The 25,921-nt window shown below is 62.8% G+C and carries 23 protein-coding genes and 1 pseudogene; 17 read left to right on the forward strand and 7 right to left on the reverse strand.

Annotated features, from left to right (window positions below; translation table 11 throughout):
• Positions 1 to 9: 9 nt before the first annotated feature.
• The gene (locus GWC77_RS03810) at positions 10 to 1,395 is read right to left on the reverse strand and encodes an L-serine ammonia-lyase (protein ID WP_173255537.1); all 1,386 of its coding nucleotides are present in this window, start codon (positions 1,393 to 1,395) and stop codon (positions 10 to 12) included.
• 304 nt (positions 1,396 to 1,699) lie between these two features.
• On the opposite strand from GWC77_RS03810, the gene GWC77_RS03815 reads away from it, so the two are divergent.
• Positions 1,700 to 2,776: a GlxA family transcriptional regulator gene (locus tag GWC77_RS03815; protein WP_173255538.1), complete on the forward strand. Its 1,077-nt coding sequence runs from the start codon at positions 1,700 to 1,702 to the stop codon at positions 2,774 to 2,776.
• Between the two features lie 98 nt (positions 2,777 to 2,874).
• Here GWC77_RS03815 and GWC77_RS03820 read toward each other — a convergent pair whose 3' ends face one another.
• From GWC77_RS03820 to GWC77_RS03835, 4 genes and pseudogenes are all read right to left on the reverse strand, one after another.
• A complete protein-coding gene (locus tag GWC77_RS03820; protein WP_173255603.1) occupies positions 2,875 to 3,822 on the reverse strand; it encodes a choline ABC transporter substrate-binding protein in 948 nt (315 codons plus the stop codon).
• A 114-nt stretch (positions 3,823 to 3,936) separates the two neighbouring features.
• Positions 3,937 to 4,923: a GlxA family transcriptional regulator gene (locus GWC77_RS03825; RefSeq protein WP_173255539.1), complete on the reverse strand. Its 987-nt coding sequence runs from the start codon at positions 4,921 to 4,923 to the stop codon at positions 3,937 to 3,939.
• A 12-nt stretch (positions 4,924 to 4,935) separates the two neighbouring features.
• Positions 4,936 to 5,841, reverse strand: a complete 906-nt coding sequence (gene choW, locus GWC77_RS03830; protein ID WP_173255540.1) for a choline ABC transporter permease subunit — start codon at positions 5,839 to 5,841, stop codon at positions 4,936 to 4,938.
• A pseudogene (locus GWC77_RS03835) lies at positions 5,834 to 7,114 on the reverse strand (glycine betaine/L-proline ABC transporter ATP-binding protein); the annotation flags it as partial. The gene choW and the pseudogene GWC77_RS03835, both read right to left, overlap by 8 nt.
• A 172-nt stretch (positions 7,115 to 7,286) precedes the next feature.
• On the opposite strand from GWC77_RS03835, the gene GWC77_RS03840 reads away from it, so the two are divergent.
• The 3 genes from GWC77_RS03840 (at position 7,287) to GWC77_RS03850 (ending at position 11,435) form a co-directional block, all read left to right on the forward strand.
• Positions 7,287 to 8,042: a CDP-diacylglycerol diphosphatase gene (locus GWC77_RS03840; RefSeq protein WP_173255542.1), complete on the forward strand. Its 756-nt coding sequence runs from the start codon at positions 7,287 to 7,289 to the stop codon at positions 8,040 to 8,042.
• Positions 8,043 to 8,239: 197 nt separating this feature from the next.
• The gene (locus GWC77_RS03845; RefSeq protein WP_173255543.1) at positions 8,240 to 9,385 is read left to right on the forward strand and encodes a porin; all 1,146 of its coding nucleotides are present in this window, start codon (positions 8,240 to 8,242) and stop codon (positions 9,383 to 9,385) included.
• 160 nt (positions 9,386 to 9,545) lie between these two features.
• Positions 9,546 to 11,435, forward strand: coding sequence for a methyl-accepting chemotaxis protein (locus GWC77_RS03850; RefSeq protein WP_173255544.1), 1,890 nt, complete (start codon positions 9,546 to 9,548; stop codon positions 11,433 to 11,435).
• Positions 11,436 to 11,541: 106 nt separating this feature from the next.
• Here the strand turns inward: GWC77_RS03850 and GWC77_RS03855 are convergent, their stop codons facing one another.
• Positions 11,542 to 12,540 carry a GlxA family transcriptional regulator gene (locus tag GWC77_RS03855; RefSeq protein WP_173255545.1) on the reverse strand — a complete coding sequence of 333 codons (999 nt, stop codon included), beginning with the start codon at positions 12,538 to 12,540 and terminating at the stop codon, positions 11,542 to 11,544.
• Between the two features lie 273 nt (positions 12,541 to 12,813).
• Between GWC77_RS03855 and GWC77_RS03860 the strand changes: the two genes are divergently transcribed.
• The 4 genes from GWC77_RS03860 (at position 12,814) to GWC77_RS03875 (ending at position 16,260) form a co-directional block, all read left to right on the forward strand.
• The gene (locus GWC77_RS03860) at positions 12,814 to 13,755 is read left to right on the forward strand and encodes a choline ABC transporter substrate-binding protein (RefSeq protein WP_173255546.1); all 942 of its coding nucleotides are present in this window, start codon (positions 12,814 to 12,816) and stop codon (positions 13,753 to 13,755) included.
• Between the two features lie 70 nt (positions 13,756 to 13,825).
• Positions 13,826 to 14,755: a 3-keto-5-aminohexanoate cleavage protein gene (locus GWC77_RS03865; protein WP_173255547.1), complete on the forward strand. Its 930-nt coding sequence runs from the start codon at positions 13,826 to 13,828 to the stop codon at positions 14,753 to 14,755.
• Between the two features lie 28 nt (positions 14,756 to 14,783).
• The gene (locus GWC77_RS03870) at positions 14,784 to 15,749 is read left to right on the forward strand and encodes an L-carnitine dehydrogenase (RefSeq protein WP_173255548.1); all 966 of its coding nucleotides are present in this window, start codon (positions 14,784 to 14,786) and stop codon (positions 15,747 to 15,749) included.
• A 19-nt stretch (positions 15,750 to 15,768) separates the two neighbouring features.
• A complete protein-coding gene (locus tag GWC77_RS03875; protein ID WP_173255549.1) occupies positions 15,769 to 16,260 on the forward strand; it encodes a thioesterase family protein in 492 nt (163 codons plus the stop codon).
• 21 nt (positions 16,261 to 16,281) lie between these two features.
• Here GWC77_RS03875 and GWC77_RS03880 read toward each other — a convergent pair whose 3' ends face one another.
• A complete protein-coding gene (locus tag GWC77_RS03880; RefSeq protein WP_173255550.1) occupies positions 16,282 to 17,262 on the reverse strand; it encodes a cysteine synthase A in 981 nt (326 codons plus the stop codon).
• Positions 17,263 to 17,667: 405 nt separating this feature from the next.
• Between GWC77_RS03880 and GWC77_RS30245 the strand changes: the two genes are divergently transcribed.
• From GWC77_RS30245 to GWC77_RS03925, 9 genes are all read left to right on the forward strand, one after another.
• The gene (locus GWC77_RS30245; protein ID WP_367948992.1) at positions 17,668 to 17,886 is read left to right on the forward strand and encodes a response regulator transcription factor; all 219 of its coding nucleotides are present in this window, start codon (positions 17,668 to 17,670) and stop codon (positions 17,884 to 17,886) included.
• On the forward strand, positions 17,877 to 18,110 hold the full coding sequence (locus tag GWC77_RS03890) for a response regulator transcription factor (RefSeq protein WP_173255552.1): 234 nt from the start codon (positions 17,877 to 17,879) through the stop codon (positions 18,108 to 18,110). Before GWC77_RS30245 ends, GWC77_RS03890 begins: the two co-directional genes overlap by 10 nt.
• Positions 18,111 to 18,306: 196 nt before the next feature.
• Positions 18,307 to 19,275, forward strand: coding sequence for a hypothetical protein (locus GWC77_RS03895; RefSeq protein ID WP_173255553.1), 969 nt, complete (start codon positions 18,307 to 18,309; stop codon positions 19,273 to 19,275).
• A 146-nt stretch (positions 19,276 to 19,421) separates the two neighbouring features.
• Positions 19,422 to 21,122, forward strand: coding sequence for a S8 family serine peptidase (locus GWC77_RS03900; protein ID WP_173255554.1), 1,701 nt, complete (start codon positions 19,422 to 19,424; stop codon positions 21,120 to 21,122).
• A 90-nt stretch (positions 21,123 to 21,212) separates the two neighbouring features.
• Positions 21,213 to 21,893, forward strand: coding sequence for a hypothetical protein (locus GWC77_RS03905; protein ID WP_173255555.1), 681 nt, complete (start codon positions 21,213 to 21,215; stop codon positions 21,891 to 21,893).
• A 122-nt stretch (positions 21,894 to 22,015) separates the two neighbouring features.
• Positions 22,016 to 23,056, forward strand: coding sequence for a hypothetical protein (locus tag GWC77_RS03910; protein ID WP_173255604.1), 1,041 nt, complete (start codon positions 22,016 to 22,018; stop codon positions 23,054 to 23,056).
• Positions 23,057 to 23,059: 3 nt separating this feature from the next.
• Positions 23,060 to 23,872, forward strand: coding sequence for a DUF4239 domain-containing protein (locus tag GWC77_RS03915; RefSeq protein WP_173255556.1), 813 nt, complete (start codon positions 23,060 to 23,062; stop codon positions 23,870 to 23,872).
• On the forward strand, positions 23,859 to 24,401 hold the full coding sequence (locus GWC77_RS03920; protein WP_173255557.1) for a glycoside hydrolase family 19 protein: 543 nt from the start codon (positions 23,859 to 23,861) through the stop codon (positions 24,399 to 24,401). The genes GWC77_RS03915 and GWC77_RS03920 overlap by 14 nt, the downstream gene beginning before the upstream one ends.
• 54 nt (positions 24,402 to 24,455) lie before the next feature.
• Positions 24,456 to 25,433 carry a hypothetical protein gene (locus GWC77_RS03925; protein ID WP_173255558.1) on the forward strand — a complete coding sequence of 326 codons (978 nt, stop codon included), beginning with the start codon at positions 24,456 to 24,458 and terminating at the stop codon, positions 25,431 to 25,433.
• The last annotated feature ends 488 nt before the right edge of the window (positions 25,434 to 25,921 follow it).

Here is a 25,921-nt window from a genome sequence, read left to right on the forward strand (position 1 = left end):
GCGGTGTTCTTAACATTCGATGACGTTGACGGCCAGCCCGCCGCGCGACGTCTCCTTGTACTTCGTCTTCATGTCCGCGCCCGTTTCGCGCATCGTCTTGATGACCGAGTCGAGCGACACGTAATGGTCTCCGTCTCCCTTGAGCGCCATGCGCGATGCGTTCAGCGCCTTGATGGCGCCCATGGCGTTGCGCTCGATGCAGGGAATCTGCACGAGACCGCCCACCGGATCGCAGGTCATCCCGAGGTTGTGCTCCATGCCGATTTCGGCGGCATTCTCGACCTGACGCGGCGTGCCGCCCATGACGGCGGCGAGCGCGGCGGCCGCCATCGAGCAAGCGACGCCGACTTCGCCCTGACAGCCGACTTCCGCGCCGGAGATCGAAGCCGTTTCCTTGTAGATGATGCCGATGGCCGCGGCCGTCAGCAGAAAATCGACAATGCCGTCCTCGTTCGCGCCGGGCACGAACTTGACGTAGTAGTGCAACACGGCCGGGATCACGCCTGCCGCACCGTTGGTCGGTGCCGTGACGACGCGCCCGCCCGCCGCGTTTTCTTCGTTCACGGCCATCGCGTAGAGATTGACCCAGTCGAGCATCGAAAGCGGGTCGCGCAGGCATTCCTCCGAGCGCGCCCGCAGGTGCTTCGAAAGCTCGGCAGCGCGACGCTTGACGCGCATCGGTCCGGGCAGCTCCCCCTCGGTGCGGCAACCGCGCTCGACGCACGCGGCCATCGTGCGCCAGATCGCGAGCAGCCCTTCGCGCACCTGAGCCGCATCGCGCGAAGCACACTCGTTTTTCATTGCCACTTGCGCAATCGAAAGCCCGTTTTCGCTGCATGCGCGCAGCAAATCGGCCCCCGTGCGAAACGGATAGGGCACGGATGCACCGCTGCTGACACCGTTGACGCGGTCGCCGTCGCGATTGACCACGAAGCCGCCGCCAACCGAGTAATACTCTTTTTCGACGAGCAACTGACCGAGCTCGTCGAACGCCTGAAAACGCATGCCGTTCGAATGGACGACGTTCGTACCGGTCATGAGCCGGCGATAAAACGCGATGTCTTCCTTTTCATCGAAGCGGATGGGCGTCTGACCCAGCAGTTGCAGCGATTTTTCGCGCCGGATATGAGCGAGCCGGGGCTCGATCAGATCGGGGTCGATCGCATCGGGCAGATGACCCTCGAGCCCGAGCAGTACGGCCTTGTCCGTACCGTGGCCCTTGCCTGTCGCGCCGAGCGAGCCGTAGAGTTCGACCTTCACGCGGCGCACGAAGCCGAGCAGATTCGCATCCTCGACATGCGAGACGAACCGGCACGCGGCGATCATGGGACCGACCGTATGGGAGCTCGAAGGCCCGATACCGATCTTGAAGAGATCGAAAACACTGACGTTCATGGGGACGGCCTCGATTGACGAATTGACGTCTCGTGAGATGGTGCGGCGCCGCATCCTCTGGCGTGATGCCGTTGCAGCGTACGATTACCGATGGACGCCAGTACACCAAAGCGTAGAATTCGCCGATAGAACAAAAGCGGCATCGCTGTGGGATACCGTCGCCAAACCTACCCGCGCGGGCCCCCGTTATGCGCGTAAGTGATAATTTGCGGCGGAAAACCACAAATGGGCACCCGGCGCCACGCGTCGCGCGATGCCCTTCCAGGCGGCTGGCGCCGCCGCATCGTCTTTTTGCATTGGCAACATGAACGCAGTCGAACCGTCACCGCCGATTACCTCCGCCATACCGAAGGAACGCATCCGTTTCGGCATCGTCCTGCTGCCGAATTTCACGCTGACGGCATTCTCGGGCTTCGTCGACATGCTGCGCCTGTCCGCCGACGACAGCGATTTCAGCAAGCCCGTGCGCTGCGCCTGGAGCGTCGTCGGCAGAACGCTTGCGCCGGTGCGCGCGAGCTGCGGTATCCAGGTGACGCCGTGGGAAACCTATGAGGAGTCCGAACCGTTCGACTACGTCGTCGTCGTCGGTGGGCTGCTGCATTCGGGACCGCACGCCGACGACGACACGCTCGAGTTCATTCGACGCGCGGCGAACCGCGGCGCGACGGTCGTCGGCATCTGCACCGGCGTCTTCGCGCTGATGCGCGCGGGCGTGCTGGATGGCTACCGTACATGCGTCAGCTGGTTTCACTACTGGGATTTCATCGAGCGGTTTCCGTCCGCCGATACGAACCTGCTCGTAGCCGACAGGCTGTTCGTCATCGATCGCCGGCGCGTGACGTGCTCGGGCGGCCGCGCATCGATCGACGTCGCCGCGGCCATTCTGCTGCGTCACTTCGATCATGCGACGGTGCAGAAGGCGTTACGGATCTTGCTCGTCGGAGAAATGCAGAAGGGCAATGCGCCGCAACCCCATCCGCCGGGGCTCGCGCCCGCGACGCATCCGAAGGTCAAGCGTGCGATCTTGTTGATGGAGCAGCACGTCGGGCGCACCCTGCCGCTCGAGGAGCTGGCGTGCAAGCTCGATTTGTCGCCGCGTCAGCTCGAACGACTCTTCAAGGCTGAAACAGGTAAGAGCCCTCAGACGTTCGCCAAGCATGTGCGGCTACGCACGGCCGCATGGCTGCTGACGAGTTCCGACCGAACGGTCGCCGATATTGCATCGAGCTGCGGGTTCTCCGATGCGTCGCATCTGGGGCGCGAGTTCCGCAAGCAATTCGGCGTGCCGCCCGTGACCTATCGTGAGCGGCAAGCGGGGCTGTCGAAGCAGGAAGAATTCGCGCTGATCGACGGTGAGCCTTTGCCCGACGATGACGATTGACCGGCCAGCCGGAATTGTCGAGCGTTTCGCACCCGCCGTGACTGACCCGCCTTGACGCTGGTGTCGGCCACGGCACCCGATATCGCCCCGATCGGGCATCAATGCGAGGCGATGTAAGACTTCACCGCAGCGAGCCCATCCTTCCCGTCGAACGTCGTCACGCCCGAGAGCCATTGATCGAGCACCTTCGGGTTCTGCTTCAACCAAGCTGTCGCGGCCTTCGTCGGATCTTCCTTGTTCATGATCGGCACCATCACGTGGTTTTCGACATCCGTCGTGAACTTCAGATTCGATACGAGCTTCGCCGCGTTGGGACAACGCGCCGCATAGTCGGGCGGCGTGGCGGTGAAAACCTTCGCCTCGCCGTAGTTCGGCCCGAACACATCGTCGCCGCCGCTCAGATAGTCGATCTTCATCTGCACGTTCATCGGGTGAGGCTCCCAACCGAGAAAAACGATCCACTGCTTATGGCGGACCGCCTTGTTCACCTCGACGAGCATGCCAGCCTCGCTCGATTCGACGAGCTTGAATTTGCCGAGCCCATACTGATTACCCTTGATCATCTTTTCGATGAGGGCATTGCCGTCGTTGCCCGGCTCGATGCCGTATATCTTGCCATCGAGCTTGTCGGCATACTTTTGAATATCGGCAAACGTCTTGAGACCGCCGTTATAGACGTATTCCGGGACGGCAAGCGTATATTTCGCACCGGTCAGATTGGGGCTCGCCAGCACCTTGATCTGCCCAGCCTTGACGAACGGCGCGACGATGGGATCCATCGTGGGCGACCAGTAGCCGAGAAACACGTCGATCTGCTTGCTTTTGATGCCGGTAAAGGTGATCGGCACCGAAGCGATCGTCTTCATCGGGTGGTAGCCGAGCCCCTCGAAAACTGTCGAGGCCAAGCCCGTCGTTGCCGCAATGTCGGTCCACCCCACATCCGCAAAACGCACGTTGCGGCACGCCGCCGGGTCCGTCGCATAAGCGGACGTCGATAGCGCCGCGGCGGCCACTACATAACCGGCTTTCATCCACACCTGCTTCATCGCGATCATCCTCAGTTCCCTGCCTTGTTTTTTGCTGATTACAGGATCGACACTTCGCCGGACAAGGCAAAGCATCGTACGGACTACCAATCGATTCAAAACAAACCCGCTTCGTTAATGCTCACGCCGGCGCTCGCGGCTCGGCGCATACCCGAACTGCGAGCGATAAGCCTTGCTGAAGTGGCACGGAGACTGGAAACCGCATATCGACGTGACATGCGCAATCGACGCATCGGTCGTGCGCAGCAGCTCGCGAGCACGGCGAAGGCGAAGCGACAAATAGTAGTGAGTCGGCGACACGTCGAGATAGAGCTTGAACATGCGCTGCAGATGGCGCTGCGAGAGCCTGACGAGCCGTGACAGTTCATCGAGGGAAAGCGGCTCTTCGATGTTCGCCTCCATGAGCCGCACGACTTCGACGAGCTCCGCCCGCGAAAAACCGATGCGCGCATCGACCGGAATCGGCTGATGGTCCGAAGCGCTGCGGATGCGCTCCAGGATGAACTGCGCCGACACCTGCGCAGCCAGGTTCTGCCCGTGCCGCCGCCCCACGAGGTGGAGCATCAGATCGAGCGGCGCCGTACCGCCGGTGCAGGTGAGGCGATCGCGATCGATGACGAACAGCTCGTCGGTGAACCTCACGCGTGGGAACTCGCGATGCAGGGAGGACATATCCTCCCAGTGCACGGTGCACCGGTAATCGTCGAGCAGCCCCGCGCTCATCAGAGCGTAAGCGCCGGTGCACAGCGCGCCGAGCGGCACATCGCGCGAAGCGAGATAAGCAAGCAGGCTGCGCACGCGCAGATCCACCCCCTCGCGAATCTGCGTGCCGCCGCAAACAATCAGTACATCGGGCACGCCCGCCGTTTCGAGCGTGCATGTCGGCGTCACGGTGACGCCGTTGCTGGCGGGCACCGGAACACCGTCCGGCGAAATCACCGACCACCGGTAGTGGTCGGCCCGGCTGACGTAGTTCGTCATCCTGAGCACCTCGACGGCGCTCGTAAACGCAATCATCGAGAAGTTCGGCAAAGTCAGGAAGCCGAAATGTTCGGTCCTGGTCTTCGCCGCTTCGCCCGCTGCAAGGACGGCCGACGCCATATGTGCCTCGCGTCAGCTTTGAGCGGCCGGCTGCTGTGCCGAGCGCACGCGCATTACATTGCGAAGCCCCTTGAAGCGCTGCGTCTGCACGACGCCGGGCATGCGTCCGAAGCTCTCCGTGATACGGTCGAGAACGATCGCAAGCAGCACGACCGACAAACCGCTTTCGAACCCGAGCCCGATATCGAGCCGCTGAATACTCGCCAGCACATCGTTGCCGAGTCCGCCCGCACCCACCATCGAAGCGATGATCACCATCGAGAGCGCCATCATGATCGTCTGATTGACGCCTTGCATGATCGATGGCAACGCATTCGGAAACTGCACCTTGTAGAGCAGTTGCCACGGCGTGCAGCCGAACGCCTGCCCCGCCTCGACGATCTCGCGATTGACGTGCCGGATACCGAGGCTCGTCAGACGCACGGCGGGCGGCATCGCAAAGATGACCGTCGATAGAATCCCCGGTACGCGTCCCAGGCCAAACAGCATGGCCGCGGGAATCAGGTAGACGAACGCCGGCATCGTCTGCATGAGGTCGAGGATCGGCCGCACGACGAGCGCCACATGCTTGCTCTTGGCGGTCCAGATGCCGAGCGGAATCCCGATGACGAGGCTGATGATCGTCGACGAAAGCGTCAGACCGAGCGTAACCACGGTCTGATCCCAGAACCCTGTGGCGTAGATGAGCAACAGCGATAACGTCGTGAACAGCGCAAAGCGCCAGCCCACGCGCCACAGCCCGACGCCAATGAAAATCGCCATCAGCGCCCACATCGGTATGGCCTGCAGCCCATGCTCGACGAGCGCCGCCAGCGATTCGATCGCCCGGCCGATCGCATCGAATGTGTTGCTGTCGTGATCGAGCAGATAGTGGACCGAGTGGTCCACCCAACTTCCGAGCGGAATGAGTTCAGACATGGGAACCTCGCATACGCGTGAGAGCTTGAAGAACGACGGCGCGATCGACCGAGCCGCAGTAGCAGCCGTCGTCGTCCACGACAGGCAGCGCGCGCGCATGCGCGACGACGCGCGAGACGACCTGATCGAGCGTCGCCGCGCGTGAGATGCATTCGACCTGCCCGACATCGGAGGAAGCCTGGCCGAGCGCATCGCGCGTGACGAACCCACGGAACTTGCGCTCGCCGTCGAGCACGAACGCGTAGTCGGCGCTGCCATTCAGAGAGGCCGCGACGCCCGCCGCATCGAGGTGCCGCACGAGCGGCACGGCGTCTGTCTGCATGAGATCGCCCGCGGTCAGGTAGCGACTCGTATCGACGCCATCGAAAAACGCGCGCACATACTCATCCGCCGGATTGCTGATGATTTCCTGCGGCGTGCCGAGCTGTACGAGGCGGCCGCCTTCCATGATCGCAATCCGATTGCCGATCCTGAGCGCTTCCTCGAGATCGTGCGAAACGAACAGGATCGTGCGCCGCTGGTCCTTTTGCAGCTGCAGCAGGACGTTCTGCATTTCCTTGCGCTTGAGCGGATCGAGCGCCGAAAACGCCTCGTCCATGATCATCAGCGAAGGATTGACGGCGAGCGCGCGTGCGAGCCCGACCCGTTGCTGCATCCCCCCCGAAAGCTCGGAGGGCAGCTTATGCGCAAACGGCGCGAGCCCCACCTGTTCGAGCACCGCCATCGCGCGCGCCTCGCGCACCTTGCGCTTTTCGCCGGCGACTTCGAGGCCGAAGGCCGCGTTGGCGAGCACGGTGCGCTGCGGCATCAGCGCGAACGACTGGAACACCATGCTCATGTCGCGCCGGCGCAGTGCCGTCAGCTCCGAGCGCTTCACGGCCGCGATGTCGCGTCCGTCGACGAGCACCTTGCCCGCCGTCGGATCGACAAGCCGATTGATCAGGCGAATCAGCGTGGATTTCCCGGAACCCGAGAGCCCCATCAGGACGAAGATCTCGCCCTCCGGAACCTCGAACGACACGTCGTGCACGCCGACCACCTGCCCTGTGCGCGCAAAGATCTCGTCTTTCGTCGCGCCCTGAGCCAGCATGTCGATCGCTTGCTTCGGGTTGCTGCCGAACACCTTGCAGAGCCCTTCGACGACCACCTTCGGTGAACTCATTTTCTCCGTCTCCTTGCGGCAGGCGCGTGCCTGCACAGTCTGCATACATAGTTGCCAGAAAAATCCCCGGCTAGCCGACGAATTCCGACGCACGCTTGCGAAAATGCGACACGGGCCGGAAAGCCGCCGATCCCGACGCGGTTCCGCGTCGTTTCATGCCAAAATGGCCCCGTTTTTTGGCAAGTTCCTGTTCCAGGAAGACATTACGCAAGCCATGTCAGACAAGCCGCGCCATCGCGCCCCCCCGGGTCGTGCGATGCCTCACGGGAGCCGCATCGGGCGCATGAGGTTCAGGCCGCGCCTCGCCGCCACACTTTGCGCATCGGTGCTGGCAGCCGGCTGCGCGACGCTCGCCGCAACGGATCCGAATGCGCTATGGCAGATCGTTCACTTCGATTGCACTGCCGCCGCGCGTTCGAGCGGCCGCACCGGCCTGTGCGCCGCTGTCGATCTCGATCAGCATTTCGCCATCCTCAAGGATCGCAGCGGCATTGCCCAACACCTGCTGATCCCGACCGAGCGCGTTTCAGGCATCGAGAGCCCCGCCCTGTTGGCACCGGATGCCCCCAACTACTGGGCCGACGCATGGCAGGCGCGCAGTTACGTGCAAGCTTCGCTCGTAAAAGCACATCGGCACGCGCTCGCCGACGATCAACTGGGACTCGAGATCAACTCCACGTATCGCCGTTCGCAAAACCAGTTGCACATCCACATCGACTGCATGAGCGCCTCGGCGAGCGCCGCGCTCGCCAAGCATCGATACGACGTTGCCGAGCGCTGGACATGGGACACGATCGATGGCTTGCGTTATCGAGTGATGCACATCGACGGGCCCGCGCTCACCGTCGATCCCTTCGACATCGTCGAGCGCGATCGACCGGGCGCGATGGCGATGCAAACGATTCTCGTCACGGGAGCCGGCCCGTGGGCGCAGCGCGACGGGTGGCTGATCGTGAACAGCGCCACCGATGCGGAAGGCGGAACAGGCTCCGCCGAAGTCCTGCTCGATCATCGCTGCGAAGCCGCGGGCACGGCATAAGGTCACGGAGATCACACCACCCTCCCGCTCGCACAAACATCGCCCGCGCCAGGTCGCAATGAGACCATTTCATGTCGCCTTTATTCACGTGACCTGGAATATGGACTTGTAAGTTGCGGTAATCGTCGCCTTTGCACTACTTGCCTGACTCGCGACGACTTGCTGCCGCATCTTCCCAACCTCCAGAGACAGAAGCGATGAAAAAACGACTGAATGCAGCGGCGTTCACGGGCGCCGCGCTCGCGATCGCATGCCTGCCCGCTGCAAGCTATGCGCAAAGCAGCGTCACGCTCTACGGCATCATCGATGCCGGCATCACCTGGGTCAACAATACGGGCGGCTCACATGTCGTCAAGTTCGATGACGGTATCTCCTATGGTAATCGCTGGGGCATCAAAGGCCAGGAAGATCTTGGCGGCGGGCTTTCGGCCGTCTTCGTACTCGAAAGCGGCTTCCACGTCGGCAACGGCCAGCTGGGATTCGGCGGCGCCGAATTCGGCCGCCAGGCTTATGTAGGACTGCAGAACAGTTGGGGCACCGTTTCCCTCGGCAATCAGCTCGATATGACAGGCGAAATGGTGGCGCTTTACAACGTCTCGGCGTGGGCCAGCGGCTATGCGATCCACCAAGGCGACTTCGATCGTTTCAATATCGATCGTTTGCCGAATTCGGTCAAATTTCTCTCGAACGAATTCAGCGGCTTCAAGTTCGGCGGCATGTATTCGTTTGGCAACGTGGCCGGCAACTTTCATCAGGACAGTGCATGGAGCGTCGGCGCGCATTATGCGAACGGCCCCTTCACGATCGGCACCGCCTATACGCAGCTCAACAATCCGCACGGCATCTATGCGTTCGATCCTTATGCGATGATCGGCACGCATACGTTCCTGGGACGACCGACCGTCAGCGTCGATCCCGCAACCGGCGCCATCACGGACCTTTTTTCGAGCAGCTCGTTCCCCGTGGAGAAACAGGGCACGTTCGGCATCGGCGCGAGCTATCTGATCGGCAACGTCACGCTGATGGGCAACTACAGCTACACGCAGATCAAGGGAGTCGGCACGACATCTCACATGCACGTGGGTGAAGGCGGTGCGAGCTGGCAGGTCACTCCGGCATTCAGCGCGGTGGGCGGTTATCAATACACGTCGTTCGAAGGCCACCACTGGAATCAGGTGTCGGCAGGTCTGCACTACTTGCTCTCGAAGCGGACCGATGTCTACATCTCCGGCGATTGGCTGAAAGCATCGAGCGGCGTGGATTCCGTGATCGGCTATAGCTTCACACCCTCCACGACGACGACGCAAGCCGACGTGCGAATCGGCATGCGGCACTCGTTCTGAACTCCATCACGGAGAGGCGCTGCGCCGCCTCTCCCTCCCGCTATCCGTCCCGCTTAATTATTCGACCGATGTGCCGACATCCTGGATAGACGGCCATGTACGGTCTCGATCGCATCCGATGGGATGAGATCGAATCATTCAAACATCAAAAGGGGACAAGGTGAAGTTCACACATTCGATCGCGTTCAAGATCAGCGTTGCCTCCGGCTTTGCGTTGGCGGTAACGGTAGCGTTATTGACCACGGTAGGCGCGCTGAACGTTCGCCATCAGGCAATCGATGCTTTCGAGCAATCGAGCAGTGCGCGAATCAAGCAAGCCGATGAATCGCTGGACGGGCTTTTCCGCGAAGTCGAGCAAAATCTGACGTACCTGGTGAACACGGTTCAATTGCAGTCCGCCGATAACACCATAGTCGATTACATGACGCACAGCGATACGATGACGCCCGAGTCCAACGGCCCCGTCGAACGATCGATCTACGCGTTGCTGAAGGCCTTCGGCGACAGCCACCCCAATATGCGCTACCTCGATATCGGGACGAAATGGGGCGGCTATGTACAGTGGCCGGTCGAAAGCTTCAACGGGGCACACTACGACCCACGCGTGAGACCGTGGTATCAGCTTGCGATGACCGCACCCGATCGCGTCGTCAGACCGGCGCCCTATCTCAATGCGGCGGCCTCGGGCGGTGCAATCATTTCGTTCGCGCGCGTCGTGAAGAATCCGCAAGGAGAAGTCATCGGCGCGCTCGAGGGCGACATTACGCTCGACGGCTTCGCCAAGCTCACGAACGCCATCCGTTTCGGCGAGACAGGCTACCTGATCGTCGTGGACAACAACGGCAAAATCCTCGTCGACCCTCGAGACAAATCGCACGAGTTCAAGGACATGAAGGCGCTCGGCGAAGGTTACCGCCAACTCGCCACCGCGAGCGATGGTCTCGCGACGATCGACATGAACGGCACGTCGTATCGCGCGTACGTCTATACCTCGCCCCGAAACGGATGGAAGTATTTCGCGCTGATTCCAAGCGCTGAAATGATGGCGGCCGCCAATCGGCTCACCGCGATGCTGATCGGCGTCGGTCTGCTGGTGCTCGCGGGAGCACTCGCCGTAACGATTGCGCTCGGACGCCGGATGACGTCGCCCTTGCGCACGCTGGCGGGCTCGATGTACGAGATTGCATCGGGCGATGGCGACATGACGCGTCGCCTGCCGCTCGTCAGCAAGGACGAGGTGGGACACCTCGCGACCCAGTTCAACGCTTTCGTCGAGAAACTGCATGGCGTGCTCGTCAAAGTGATGGCAAGCAGCCGCCACTTCGAACTCGCCGCCAACGAAGTGTCCGCCGGCAACGGCGACCTGTCGGCGCGCACGGAACAACAGGCCGCCTCGATTCAACAGACCGCCGCAACGATGGAGGAACTCGCGAACACCGTGCGTGGTACGGCCGAGCAGGCGAAAAACGTCAACGAAGTCGCAACGAACGCGGTCCAGACCGCCCGCCGCGGCAATGAAGCCGTGTCGAGCGCCGCGCGGACGATGGATGTCGCGGTCGAGCAATCGGGGCGGATCGTCGGCATCGTCGCCATGATCGAAAGCATCGCTTTCCAGACCAATATCCTGGCGTTGAACGCGGCGGTTGAATCCGCGCGTGCGGGCGAAAGCGGCCGCGGATTTGCCGTCGTCGCGTCGGAAGTGCGCAATCTGGCACAGCGATCGACGAGCGCCGCGAAGGAGATCAAGGACCTGCTGGAATCGTCGGTGAACAACGTGAGAACGGGAGCCGAGCAGGTCAACCTCGCCGGCCGGACGATCTCGGAACTGACCGACGCGATAGCGAATGTCGCGACGATCACGACCGAGATTTCCGCATCGGCCCGCGAACAGAGCCATTCGATCGACGAGGTGAATCAGGCCGTCTCGCTCATGGATCAATCGACGCAACAAAACGCCGCGCTGGTCGAGCAGATCGCGGCCGCCTCCGCATCCCTGAGCGAGCAAGGCCGCGAGCTGCATACCACCGTGGGGTTCTTCAGGCTCGATTGAGGGCGTCGTCGAGTCGAGAGTCGGCATTCCGGATCTTTCGACGGACGAATGACATCGATGTCGTACACGCATGTCGAACAAACGGGGGTTCGCTAGAGGGCAGGTCTTACCGCGTCGACAAAGCCCCCAATTCGTCGCTGTGCTCGCGGGGGCTGCCGCTGTGCGCGCGGCGGTCCTGGCGCGGACTTGTCCCGAACCGCTCGCGGTATCTACGTGAAAAGTGCGACGGCGATTCGAAGCCGCACGCGACGCACACCGATGTGACGCTCATGTCGGTCTGCTGAAGCAACTCGCGCGCACGGTCTAGACGCATTTGCAGATAAAAGTGTGTGGGCGTGTCGCGCAGTGCGGCGCCAAAAAGACGTTCGAGCTGCCGGCGCGTCACGCCCACTTCAGCCGCCAGCTCGGCCGGCGTCAGCGGCTCCTCCATGTTCTGCTCCATCGCGCCGATCGCCTGAATCAACTTGGCATTGTGAATGCCATACCGTACGGCGATCTCCATGCGCTGATGATCGGAGCGCCGGCGAATGCGCGAGACGACGAACTGCTCGGACACCGCAGCCGCCAATGCCGCTCCGTGCCGACGCCCGATCAGATCGAGCATCATGTCGATGGACGCGGTTCCGCCCGCGCAGGTGATCCTCCGCATATCGACAGCGAAGAGTTCATCGCCGGCAAGCAATGACGGATACCGCTCGCGAAAAGCGCCTAGTGCTTCCCAATGCAGCGTCAGGCGATCCGACCTGCCGAAGAGACCGGCTTCGGCAATCACGAAGCTGCCTGTATCGATGCCGCCCAGCGTCACGCCGTCGCGATCGAGCCGCCTGAGCCATTCGCCCAGCGCTCGCGTATAGCAGGCGAGCGGTTCGAACCCCGCCACGATGAATACGATGGCCGCTTTCGTGGCCTCGGGCGCGTCGAATGCAGCTTTTGCGTTGAGGGAAATCCCGTTGCTTGCCGCAACGGGCGCCCCGTCCAAACTGAGGATATGCCACCGGTAAAGCTCGCCGCGCAGACGATTCGCGACACGCAGCGGCTCGACGGCCGACATGAAGCCGATCGCCGAAAAGCCGGGTAGCAACAGGAACGAGATGTCTTCTGGCATGAACGGCAGGCAAGCAGCGGCGACAAGGAACCCATATTACTCCGGCGCCCGCGTTCATATGGAGTTTCGGGGAGCGTCTCGACGCCGCCCCGATGCATGAAGTACGGTTTTCCCCCGATAGTCGCTGGCAGGCAAGAAGGGGTCGCTGCGAATCGCTTTTCGCACAATATGGGCTTGTACTTTTACCCCACGCAATCGATGACGAACCGACAACGCGCTGAGCATCGCATCATGTCGATCTGCGGGCGCGCCAAACCGACGAAAGGGGAACCCATGAATGTCCGCTTCAAGCTGTTTTCGGCGTGTCTCGCGTGCACCTTGGCGATTCCCGCCTTCGCTCGAGACCCGGCCGGCTGCCGCGCAGTCCATCTCGTCGACATCGGCTGGACCGACATCACATCGACGACCGCGCTCGCATCGACGGTATTCGAGGGGCTCGGCTATCGGCCCGCTACCACCGTGGCATCGGTGCCGATCTCGCTGGCCGGTCTGAAGAACAAGCAGATCGACGTGTCGCTGGGTTACTGGTGGCCCATACAGGAAAAGGCTGTCGATCCGTTCGTCGAGGCAAAGGAGATCCAGGTCTTGCAGCCACCCAACCTCTCGGGCGCGAAGACGACGCTGGCAGTCCCGAATTATGAGTACGAGGCGGGGCTAAGGACTTTTGCCGACATCGCGAAGCACCGCCAGGAGCTCGACGGCAAGATCTACGGCATCGAGCCGGGCAGCAGCGCGAACGCAAAAATTCAAAAGATGATCGATACGAACCAGTTCGGGCTCGGCGGATTCAAGCTCGTCGAATCGAGCGAGGCCGGCATGCTCGTGACGGTGCACCGCGCGATCCGCGACAAGAAGTGGGTCGTATTCCTCGGGTGGGAACCGCATCCGATGAACATCGAGATGCAGATGAACTATCTCGCGGGCGGCGACGAAGTGTTCGGTCCCAACTACGGCGAAGCACGCGTCTATACGATGACTTCGTCCGACTATCTTGCACGCTGCCCCAACGCGGGCAAGCTCGTATCGAACCTGCGGTTCTCGACGCAACTCGAGAACCAGGTCATGCAGGCCGTCATGGCGAAAGAAAAGCCCGCCGATGCCGCGAAAGCCTATCTGCGCCAGCACCCTCAGGTACTCGACCGCTGGCTCGAGGGCGTCACGACCTATGACGGGAAAGACGGGTTGGCGGCCGTCAAGTCGCACCTCGGCTTGTAAGTCGCAAAACGGCCCGCTTCCAGGCCCCGAGCTCATTCGTACTCCGAATCACTTTGAAAGGATCCACCACATGAATCGCGAAGTCATCGTGACATGCGCGGTGACGGGGGCCGGCGACACGGTCGGCAAACATCCCGCCATTCCCGTCACGCCGAAAGAGATCGCCGACGCGGCGATCGAAGCCGCCCGAGCCGGAGCCACGGTCGCACACTGCCACGTGCGCGACCCGCGCACCGGCCGCGGCAGCCGCGATCCCGCACTGTATCGGGAGGTCGTCGATCGGATACGCAGCGCCGACACGGACATCATCATCAACCTGACGGCGGGCATGGGCGGCGACCTGGAAATTGGCGCGGGCGAAGATCCGATGCTTTTCGGCGCCGGCACAGACCTCGTTGGCGGCCTCACGCGCCTCGCGCACGTCGAGACATTGCTGCCCGAAATCTGCACGCTCGATTGCGGCACACTCAATTTCGGCGACGGCGATTACGTCTATGTATCGACGCCTGCTCAACTGCGTGCCGGCGCCAAGCGAATTCAAGAGCTTGGCGTAAAACCCGAACTCGAGATTTTCGACACGGGACACCTCTGGTTCGCCAAGCAGTTGCTCGAGGAGGGGTTGCTGGACGCCCCGCCGCTGTTTCAGCTCTGCCTTGGCATTCCATGGGGCGCGCCCGCCGACACGACGACGATGAAAGCGATGGTCGACAACCTGCCGGCCGGTGCGATGTGGGCCGGTTTTGGCATCGGCCGGATGCAGATGCCCATGGTCGCGCAGGCAATGTTGCTCGGCGGTCATGTGCGCGTCGGACTCGAGGACAACCTTTGGCTCGACCGGGGCGTGCCTGCCTCGAACGGATCGCTCGTACAACGGGCATGCGAAATCGTCGAGCGGCTCGGTGCGCGCGTGCTCACGCCGGCCGAGGGCCGCCGCAAACTCGGCTTACCCGCGCGCGGCGAGCGGCTTCTCGAGCGGCGTGCGATCGAGCAATTGGCGTAAATCGAATCAATACACAGGATCATCATCCATGGCTGTCAATGTCGATATCAGAACTTTCGCGGCGATCGGCACGGGCGTGATCGGCAGCGGCTGGGTAGCGCGCGCCCTCGCAAACGGACTCGATGTGGTGGCGTGGGACCCCGCCCCCGGAGCCGAACGCACGCTGCGCGACAATATTGCCAACGCATGGCCGGCACTCGAACGCGCCGGCGTCAAACCCGGCGCGTCGCCGGTACGGTTGCGCTTCGTCCGTACGATCGAGGCCTGCGTGGCCGACGCCGACTTCATTCAGGAAAGCGCGCCGGAGCGCGATGAACTCAAACGCTCGCTGCACGGACAGATCAGCCGTGCCGCGCGTCCCGACGCAATCATCGCATCCTCGACATCGGGCCTGCTACCTAGCGATTTCTACGCGGATGCCGTCGATCCGGGGCGCTGCGTCGTCGGGCATCCGTTCAATCCCGTCTATCTGTTGCCGCTCGTCGAGGTCTTGGGCGGGCGGCAGACTGCGCCCGCCACGATCGACGCGGCCATGCTGATCTATCGCTCGCTCGGCATGCGCCCGTTGCAGGTGCGCAAGGAAGTGCCGGGCTTCATTGCCGACCGGTTGCTGGAAGCGCTATGGCGCGAAGCACTGCACCTCGTCAACGAAGGTGTGGCAACGACCGGCGAAATCGACGATGCTATCCGTTTCGGCGCGGGTATTCGCTGGTCTTTCATGGGCACGTTCCTGACCTATACGTTGGCCGGCGGCGATGCGGGCATGCGCCATTTCATGCAGCAATTCGGACCGGCACTCGAGTTGCCCTGGACTAAGCTCGCTGCGCCGGCGCTGACGGACGAATTGGTCGATCGCGTCGTCTCCGGCACCGCCGAGCAGGTCGGCACGCGTTCGATCAAAGCGCTGGAACGGTATCGCGACGAGTGCATTACGAACGTCCTCTCAGCCGTTGCGGATGCCAAGGCGAAGCACGGATTGCGTTTCGACGAATGACGAGGAGGCAAGCGCTGTCATGCAGGTCCCTATCCCGCCGGTGGAATACCGGGACGTCGTACGCCGCGAATGGGTCGACTACAACGGCCATTTGCGCGATGCGTTCTATATGCTGCTTTTCAGCTATGCGTCGGATGCACTGCTCGATGCGATCGGCCTCGACGATGTGCAGCGAACGGCTCGTCATCGCTCCGTCTATACCCTCGAGGCACATATCAGCTACCTGCATGAGGTGAAAGAGGGCGCATCGGTGCGTGTAGCGGTGGGTGTGCTCGCACATGATCGCAAACGCCTGCACGTCGGCTTCGAGATGTTCGCCGAAGGCCGGTCCGACCCGGTGGCCGCCGGCGAGCAGATGCTGTTGCACGTCGATACGCTCGGGCCGCGCGCCGCGCCGTTCGACGAGGATGTCCTCGAACGCGTCCGTACACTGGCGTCGGCCCGGACTTCCCTACCGATACCCTGGTATGTCGGCCGGGTCATCGGTCTGACAGCCAAGACCGACTCGTAGCAGCGGCGTCTCCCGCCGCCGCTACGACTGCGGCACGTGTAGTCCGCGCTGCCGCAACCATTCGCTGTTGAACAAGCGCGCGAAATAGAGGCTGCCGCGATCGCACAGCAGAGTCACGATCGTATGGCCAGGCCCCATTTCGCGTGCCACCTGCACGGCCGCCGCCACATTGATCCCGGTCGATCCACCGACGAAAAGACCTTCTTCTCGCAGCAGGCGATAAACCATCGTGACGCAAGTTTGGTCGTCGATACGCACGGCGTCGTCGATTGGCGTGCCTTCGAGGTTGGCTGTCACGCGACTCGAACCGATACCTTCGGTGATCGAGCTGCCTTCGCTTTTGATTTCTCCGCTTTTGACGAAGTGGTAGAGCCCGCTTCCATACGGATCGGCCAATACCGTTTTCACCTCCGGCTTGCGCTCTTTGAGGGACCGCGCCACGCCCGCCAATGTGCCGCCCGTGCCGGTCGCGCACACGAACGCGTCGACTCGGCCATCCGTATCGCGCCAGATCTCCGGGCCCGTCGTTTCATAGTGCGCCTGACGATTGACGAGATTGTCGAACTGGTTCGCCCAGATCGCGTTATCCGTTTCCTGCGCCAGGCGGCCCGCGATTTTCTGATAGTTGTTCGCATCCTTGTACGGCGCGGCTGGCACGGGCCGCACGTCCGCACCTAACACCCGCAATAGATCCATCTTCTCCTGCGACTGCGTTTCGGGAATCACAATGACGCAGCGATAGCCACGGGCCGCGCAGATGTGCGCGAGGCCGATGCCGGTGTTGCCGGCGGTACCTTCGATCACAGTGCCGCCGGGGCTCAACGTCCCGCGGCGCTCGGCATCCTCGATGATGTAGCGGGCCGCCCGGTCCTTGACCGAACCGCCCGGATTCATGAATTCCGCTTTGCCGAGAATCTCGCATCCGGTCTCGGCACTGAGTTTGCCAAGGCGCAGCAGTGGCGTATTGCCGATTGCACCGATAAAACCATCGAGCGCGGGCATGATCCCTCCCTTCGCCGTTCACATGCAGGACGGTTTTAGTATAGGCCGATCCAGCATAAACAGATCGGTATGTATCAATACAAGTTCGCCCGACAAAACACCCGATAAGTTTCAATTAGGCTATATTCCACGCATCAAAGATTGGAAAAAATAAATCGGAGACCGCCCCTTACCACCACGACTTCACGTCAGCATGGAAACGAGTTCGGCCATTCTCGAGCCGGGTTCGATTTAAAACGTTTTCAGTCTATTCGGTTACAGAAGGTTTGCCTTGGCAGCATCCTCTTTTGCCGGAAATATGCGTATACGGGGGATCGGCGAATAGCCGATCGAAAACGTCAGCCTGTACCACCGCGACCTTCACGACGAAAGGGATGCTCGATCAACCCATCGTCGGGGGTCATTTTGAACATCAGCACTCGGGAAAACATCGTCTTCGAATTGATCGCGAAAGGCCTTACCGATCGCGAAGTTGCCAATCAACTTTCGATTTCGATCGCGACTGCACGTAAACATCGTGAAAACTTGCTGGGTAAATTCCATTTCACGAAGTCGTCTCAACTCGCTACGCATTACTTTCGGCTCAATCGTGACGCCCTCAAAAAAACGATGATTTGCGGCTGACCGTTGTTTGCACGCCTCGCGAGCGGGAAATATTAAGGCTTCTCGCGGCCGGCCTCAGCGACAAACAGGCGGCACGAGCGCTCTCGATCAGCGATATGACCGCGCGCAAGCATCGAGCCAATCTGCTGCGAAAAACCGGCGCTCCCAACGTCTGTGCATTGATTTTCATGGCGGCGGCGGCCGGATGGCTCGACGACCTTTTGCAGCCGCCGGAATCTTCTTGATTGCGATGTACCGCATTTGCCGTATGGAGCCGGCGAAGCTGCACTCGCACAATCGGCTCGTCGATTGTTCAGATGATTCGCCCAATAGGTGCCAACGGCGCCCGGGTTGTTTCATCCGCGATCGGCACGTGACCGGCGCACGCACTCCATTCGACTTACGCGCCGGACCATTCCGCTCTCTATCGAGGATTCCGAAATGACTTACGTACATCCTGCTTTTGCCGGCGTAGTGCCGCATATGCCGTACGTGCACGTTCATCAGCTGGCGGCGATGCCGCAGGCCGTCGCCCCGCAATCCATGGCGCCGCAAACGGTTGCGCCCATGGCCTATGCACCGCAAGGCATTTTCAGCGGCATCGTCGGCGCGCTCGCGCCGACCGTAGGTCAAGCCGTGGGCGGTCTTTTGGGCGATCCCAGCGCAGGCAGGGCCATCGGCAATGTGGCAGGGCATATCGCCAGCTTTCTGCCGTTCGCCGTCGAGCCGCAAACGGCCTTCGCACCGCAAGCCGCCTTTGCGCCGCAGACCGCCTTCGCTCCCCAGGCGGCCTTTGCACCTCAAGGCGTCTTCGGGAACATCGCAGGTGCGCTGGCCCCGACGGTCGGCAACGCATTGGGCAGCGCACTCGGCAACGGCGCACTCGGCCAGCAAATCGGTAACGTCGCCGGGCATTTCGCGCAGTTCCTGCCGTTTTCGGTCCAGCCTCAACAGGCCTTCGCGCCTCAAGGCGTCTTCGGCAACATCGCAGGCGCGCTGGCCCCGACGGTCGGCAACGCATTGGGCAGCGCACTCGGCAACGGCGCACTCGGCCAGCAAATCGGTAACGTTGCCGGGCATCTCGCGCAGTTCCTGCCGTTTTCGGTGCAGCCGCAACAAGCCACCCTCATGCCACAGGGCGCCTTCGGCAACATCGCGAGCGCGGTCGCTCCGACGGTCGGCAGCGCATTGGGCAATGCGTTGGGCAACGCGGCCCTCGGCCAACAGATCGGCGATCTCGCGGGACACTTCGCACGCTTTCTGCCCTTTTCGGCACAACCTCAATCAGCCCCGCTCATGCCGCAAGGGCTGATCGGCAACATCGCCGGAGGCCTTGCATCGATGCTGCCGTTCGCGGCGCAGCCGATGGCGGTGCCGATGCACGTGTCCGCTCTCGGAACCCTGCACTGACACGCAACGGGAAGCCCCTTGCTGTCGCGCCGGCCACATGCGCGGCAGCACGCCCCTCATGACGGACGGACGAACTTACCGGCTTTGCCGCCGCGTTCGTCCGTCGATCGATGCGTCGTTCTCACGGCGACGCGAAGGAGACTGCAATGGACAAGGACAAAAAGCCGGCCGCGCCGAAATCCGCGGCCGAAGGCGACACCGATTCGACGCCGAAGACCTCGCCTGCCGCCGCGGCAGGAAACGCCGCCGTCCCGGTAGCCGGCGGCAAGCGCCAGTACCTGATTGCGCCACGCCGTGGCGTACTGGCGAGGCAAGCCGCCGTAACGCCGATGTCCGCCGGCGACATGAGCAATGCGATAGACCGCCTGCCCGGTGTCGAAGTCGTTCGGGTCCTGGCCGGCCACAAGAATGCGCGCATGATGTCGGCGCGCCCCGACGAAGCGACCGACACGTACGTGGTCAAGGTCGATCCTACCCACGCGCAGATCCTGCAGGCGACCGCGCCGCCCGAGATGATCGTCGAAGAGGACCATTCGCTCGGCTACGGCCGCAAGCCCGACGCCGACGCCGGCGCGCAACTGAACCCGCAATCGGCGTTCTCGTCGGCCGCGCTCAGACAGGTGACCATTCGTGTGCTGGGCACGGACGACGCACCCGTCGCCAACGCCGTAGTCGAGGTCGCCGCCGACGGATTTCCGGCCAAAGGCACGACGAACGCACACGGAGAAGTCACGCTGACGCTCGTACAAATGAGCAACGGGCCGGTGCAGTCGCTCTCGGTTCGGCCCGCGCATACGTATTGGAACAGCTATCTCGTCGGACCGTCGCTCGCGAGCGATCAGGCCAACATCGTGAAGCTGACGCCTTTATGGCTTCCAAACCGCAACGTGCCGCCGTTCGCACCGCTCGGCTGGGGACAGCGGATCATGGGACTCGACGAATCGCCGACCACGGCAAGCGGAGCGGGCGTGCGCGTGGCCATCATCGATTCCGGCGCGGACACCTCGCATCCGTTGCTCAGCCATATCCTGCGCGGCGCTGACATGACCAATGAGCAGGACCCGGCCACGTGGAAGACCGATGTGATCGGCCACGGCTCGCATTGTGCCGGCGTCATCGCCGCACGCATCGGTGAGCAGGCGAAAACCGAGAGTATCGCCATGCGCGGCTTCGCCCCCGATGCCGAGATTCACGTGCTGAAAGTCTTTCCGAGCGGCCAATACAGCACGCTCATCGAAGCGCTCGACTACTGCATCAATCACGATATCGATGTCGTCAACATGAGTCTCGGCGCGCCGCAGCCTTCGCTTGCGGTCGAACAAAAGCTCATCGAAGCGGTACAAAGCGGCGTCGCTTGTATCGTCGCCGCCGGCAACTCCGGCGGCCCCGTCCAATATCCGGCGGCCTCGCCCTACGTACTCGCCGTTTCGGCGTTGGGGCTGCACCGGGAACTACCGCCGAGCGCCTGGGAACAGACGCAGGTCATCGCGCAAACGCTGACTGCCGACGGGCTCTTCTCGCCGACGTTCTCGTGTCATGGGCCGCAGATCGGCGTGTGCGGCCCGGGCGTCGGGATCGTGTCGACGGTACCGGGTGCGGCCTTCAATCCGGAGTCCGGCACCTCGATGGCAGCGCCTCACATCACCGGTCTCGCGGCACTGCTGCTGAGCGATCCGCATCTTGCCGGCTATCTCGGTCCGAGGGGACCGCAACGCGTCGCCGCGCTCTTTCAATTGATCCGGATGATCTGCACACCCGTTTCGGCGAACGATCCATCGAACCGCTTCGGCGCGGGTCTACCGAGATTGCAAAACATTCGCCGGCTGCTGCCACAGGTCTACCGGTAAGGACGCGACGCACGCTCGAGGCGCGAGCGCACGCCGCGAGTATGGCGACGGCGCCGCGCACCGGTATCAAAACGACAGGAGAACATCGACATGTCGACGCTATCGCACTGGAGAATCCGGCCGGCCGCACTGGTCGCGGCGATCGGCCTCGTTTCGATCGGCGCCCATGCGCAAAGCTGGACGCTCGCACTTTCGTGGAAAGCAGGATCGTGCGACGAGAACAACGGGAGTACCGCCTGCATCGCCCAGGCGGCGAAGAGCGCCGCGTCCGGCGGCGCCGATGCGGACGCGGGTGCCCCGCCTCCGATGCTCAAAGCAATCGCGCTGCGGGCGGATCGCGTCGATTGCGATGCGACCGCGCTCGCCGCCGACAGCCTGCCTACCGGCGTCGAACGCTATCTGTCGTCGGCGAGCCGCAATTCGTTGCAACAGCGCTGGAGCCACTATGGCAGTTGCAGCGGGTATACGCCGGCAGGCTACTTCACGGAGATCGCGGCCATGGCGCGTGCCGTCGGCCGTACGAACCTCGGACAGTATCTCGCGCAGCATGCCGGCAAACGCGTGCCGCTCGATGAACTGAAAGATGCGCAGTTGCATGACTTCTTCTTCGGCGCCGATAAAGCCATTCAGTTCTACTGCGCGCCAGACGGGCGCCTCGCCGAAGTGCGTTACACGCTACGCGACTGGTCCGACATGTTCGTGTACCGCGACCGGGGCAGCCTGCTCGTGCCTACACCCGGCGGAAACTGCGGCGACGAGGTCATTCTCTAGCAGCGACCAATAGAAGACGCCCGCAACGTCCCCAAGCAACAGGAGACCTCATCATGTGTGCTGTCCGAATCGGTGTGCAATACCCCTCGCCCAAGATCGGTTTCGATCAAGGCATTCGAGGCATGCCGGCCGGTGCCGCGGTTGCGCCGGCCGCGCCTAGGCACGCGCTGATCGCGCAACTGCAAACGGAGTGCGACGCGATGGCTCGCTACGCGCTCCGGCACGGCATGGCGATCGCCCCGGAGCTCGTGGCGCAACTGTCGCCGCTGCTCGCCATCGATCCCGAGTCGGCGAGCGCTTCGACGAACGGCGCCGAAGGCATCGGTAACGGCGCGGCTTCGTCCGCGCAGACTCCGCTATGCCACGCGCTCGCCACGATTCACCGGCGCCTCGCAATCGCGATTTCACCGGCCACGCCACAAGCCGTCGCACTGCTTGATAACGAGCGTCGGCGCCAACGCTTTTCCTGGCTGGGACCCGTGCCGCTGATTCGCACGCTGACGGTCTGCGCGCTGTCATTCCTGTTCGCGGTGATCGCCATGTCGCTGCCGCCCGAGGTCTCGGCGGCGAACATCGACCGGGGATTCCTCGACTCGTCCGGCATGCCGCTGTTGTTGAATGCGCTCTTTCTGCTGTCGTGCGCCGGCCTCGGCGCGTCGTTCGCCACGCTCTTTCAAGCGCATCGATACGTGGCGAACGCCACGTACGACCCGCAATACGACGCGTCGTACGGCGCACGCCTGATACTCGGCATCATCGCCGGGTTGATTCTAGTGGAGATCCTGCCTTCTCATCTCTACGACAGCGGCAGCATGCGCAGCTTCGGCAAGCCGGCACTCGCCATGCTGGGCGGATTCTCCGCGACTGCCGTGCATCGGCTGCTGCATCGGCTCGTCGAAACGCTCGAGACGCTCGTGCGTGGCGACCCGCGGCCGGCTGCGGAGGCCGCCTTCGAGGCGCGACGCGCGCAGGCGGCGACCGAGCGCGTCCAATGGAAAGGCGAACTCGCTGCGGAATTGCTCGAACTTCAACAATCGCTCGAGGGCGGCATGCCGGCGGAAGCGATCAAGCAGCGGCTGGCGAGCTTCACGCGCAACATTCTGCATCCCGACGCACCGAAGCCCGCCGCAAGCGCCGCGGCCGAGTCCAGTCAGAAGGAGTAAGCCATGCTCTTCGTCTATAACTGGCCGTCATCGATCATGGGACTCTTCGTCGTCACACTGACGCTGATCGTCGCGCTGGGCGGCTATGCCTTCTTTCGCCGCGTCGTGCGCGTGCGTCCCGCGCCCGAAGAGCAATCGATGACGATTGCGATGGTCTCCGTCATCACCACGATCAACTCGCTGCTGATTGCGTTCGCCGCCATCAACGTGTGGGGAGCCTACTCGGACGCAGCCCACAACGTCGACCTCGAAGCCACGACGGCCGGCGAGCTCGCGCGCGATCTCGCTGCATTCGGCGAGCCGACCGCGGGGCAGGCAGTCGATGCGCTCCATGCCTATCTCGATGGCGTCGTGCGTTTCGAATGGCCGAAGATGCAGCAAGAAGCAGCCGGCGATCCTCAGTCGGAAGCGCGTTTCGACACGCTCTTCGACAAGGTCAACCGGATTCAGCCGCGCGACGAACGGCAGCGCGCGCTGCTCGGCGAGGTGCTCAAGCGCGTCAACGAGCTGGCCAAACTGCGCGATCAGCGCCTGCTGACGCTCGATGTCGCCATGCCGGCGACGCTGTGGGCGGTCATGCTGATTGCGAGCGCCGTCTCGTTTCTGCTGCTCTATACGCTGCCCGGCACGATGTTCAACGTCGCGTTGATCGCCGCGTGGGCTCTGACGCTCGGGCTCGCATTCTTTTTCGTGCTGGCCGTCGACCGGCCCTTCGCGGGCCGGGTCAGCGTGGGGCCCGAGCCGCTGGCGCGTCTGGTGCAAGCGCTGAATGCCCACGCGCAACCTACGATCGGAGTCGATCATGACACGCGATGACTTCCTGGCTGCGGCACAACTATCGGACACGCTCGTCGAGCAATGGTACGCGCCCATCCGTGCCGCGTTCGACGAGTTCGATATCTCGACGCCGGCGCGCCTGGCCGCCTTCATCGCCCAGGCAGGCCACGAAACACTCGGCTTCACCCTCACCCGCGAGCTGTGGGGGCCGACGGCGGCTCAGCTCGCCTACGAGCCGCCCTCGCCAAAAGCAGCCGAACTCGGCAATGTGCGACCCGGCGATGGGCGGAGGTTCCGCGGTCGAGGATTGCTTCAGATCACGGGGCGAGCGAACTATGCAGCCTGCGGCCACGCGCTCGGCATCGACCTCGAGACGCAGCCCGAGCAGCTCGAGCAAGCGCTCGCCGCGGCCCGCGCTTCCGCATGGTGGTGGCATGGGCATGGTTGCAGCGCCCTCGCGGATAGCGGCGATTTCGTCGCGCTAACCAAGCGGATCAACGGCGGCGTCAACGGACTCGTCGACCGGCAACGCCGGTGGGAAGTCGCGAAAGCCGCGTTCGGTATCTGAGCATGCGCCAAGCGCATCGATGCGGGATCGATCCATTCCATAGGAGAACTAACCATGAAGCGCTCCATCGACATGAGAAAGCACATCATTGCGAGCGGACTCGTCGCCATCGCCGGCGCGCTCGGCTGCATGCCGCGCATCGTGGCCGCCGAAATCAAATGCAAAAGCGTCGCGGTCACCGAGGCGGGTACCAAGACCGTCGGCTCGGTCAAATTGACTCGATTACGCAGCGAAGACGGTTTCGATCATGTCATCGGAAACATGTGCCAACCGGACTGGACTCATGCCGACGATTACTGGCGCTACGGCGAGTACTATCCCTTGCACGACGGGCCGACGCACCAGAGAGAAGATGCGGACAAGTTCGTCAAGACACGTCCGCGGCCCCCCGCCATGCAACGCTATGTGTGCTGGGACGCCGGTGCCGACGGCAACAAGCCGTACGCTCCGGCGCGCATCGTGGGCGCGTTCGCGTACGAACAGGCGTCGACCCACACAGCGGGCGATACGCCGGGCGGCATCGTCAAGGATGTCCAGCTCCATGTGCTGTGTGTTCCCCCCGAAAGACGCGGGGAGCAGGACACACAGCATCGGCCCGCGAACTGGGGCATACAGACGCTGAACGCGGCAGTACGCCACGCCACCGCAAGTCTACTCTCGGATCAGCAGCGGATTCGGTTCAGCTTGCGGTCGCATGCTAAAGCGACGGGGTTCTACGAGCGGCTCGACATGTCATGCACCGAGGACACCGCCTCCGATGGCCAGCCAACGAAGACATTCTCGCGCACGCTCGCCAAGAACGAAGCGATCGAGCGGCGCAAGGCCATCTACTACGACGACTATCAGGGCACCTGTCACCGCGTTCACTTCGGGTGCGCGGATCGCGAGGTCTATCTATCGCTGCTCCATCACGCCAACGAAGGCGAGGACGGGCTTGTCGACGAACAAAACGCCGGGGATCACAACTGCGGTTCCGATTCGCCACCCATCGAGGTGAAAGCCGTACTCGAGGCACTGCGCGGAGCGCATTGAGAGCGGCGATCGAGACGGGTCGTCAAAGCGCTCCGAAGCGAGCGCCCCGTGCGGCGGCCCGCCTTCGATTGCGCGCACACATACGGCCTTTCGCGCTCGCGCGGGGGGCTTCGCCGTCAGGCGGTACAGTGCCGCATCAACGCTGTTGCGTCGTGGGCCGACAACCCAGCTGCACCACGGAGTCCTCAATGCCACGCATTCCCGCACAAGCTCCCCACTCCGCGTGCACGAGCCTATCGCAGGAGAACCCCCGTTTCGCGACACGCGATCATCCGTCGGGAGTCGCGCGTCGGCACGAGTTCCAAGGCTTGGGTCCGCCGGAGCAGATCGCGAGCGGTACGCCGCCGAGCCGACTTGCCAAAGGCGGCTTCGGCTTACGCCGCCTGCGGGCACAATACGCTCGTGACGCCCAACGCCACGGCGATGAGCGTGCGTCGCCATCGCCAGGAAACAGACACCAACGGAAGCCTGACGCGCCTGAGGTTCGC

This window comes from Paraburkholderia sp. NMBU_R16 (genome assembly GCF_013282575.1).
GTDB lineage: Bacteria > Pseudomonadota > Gammaproteobacteria > Burkholderiales > Burkholderiaceae > Trinickia.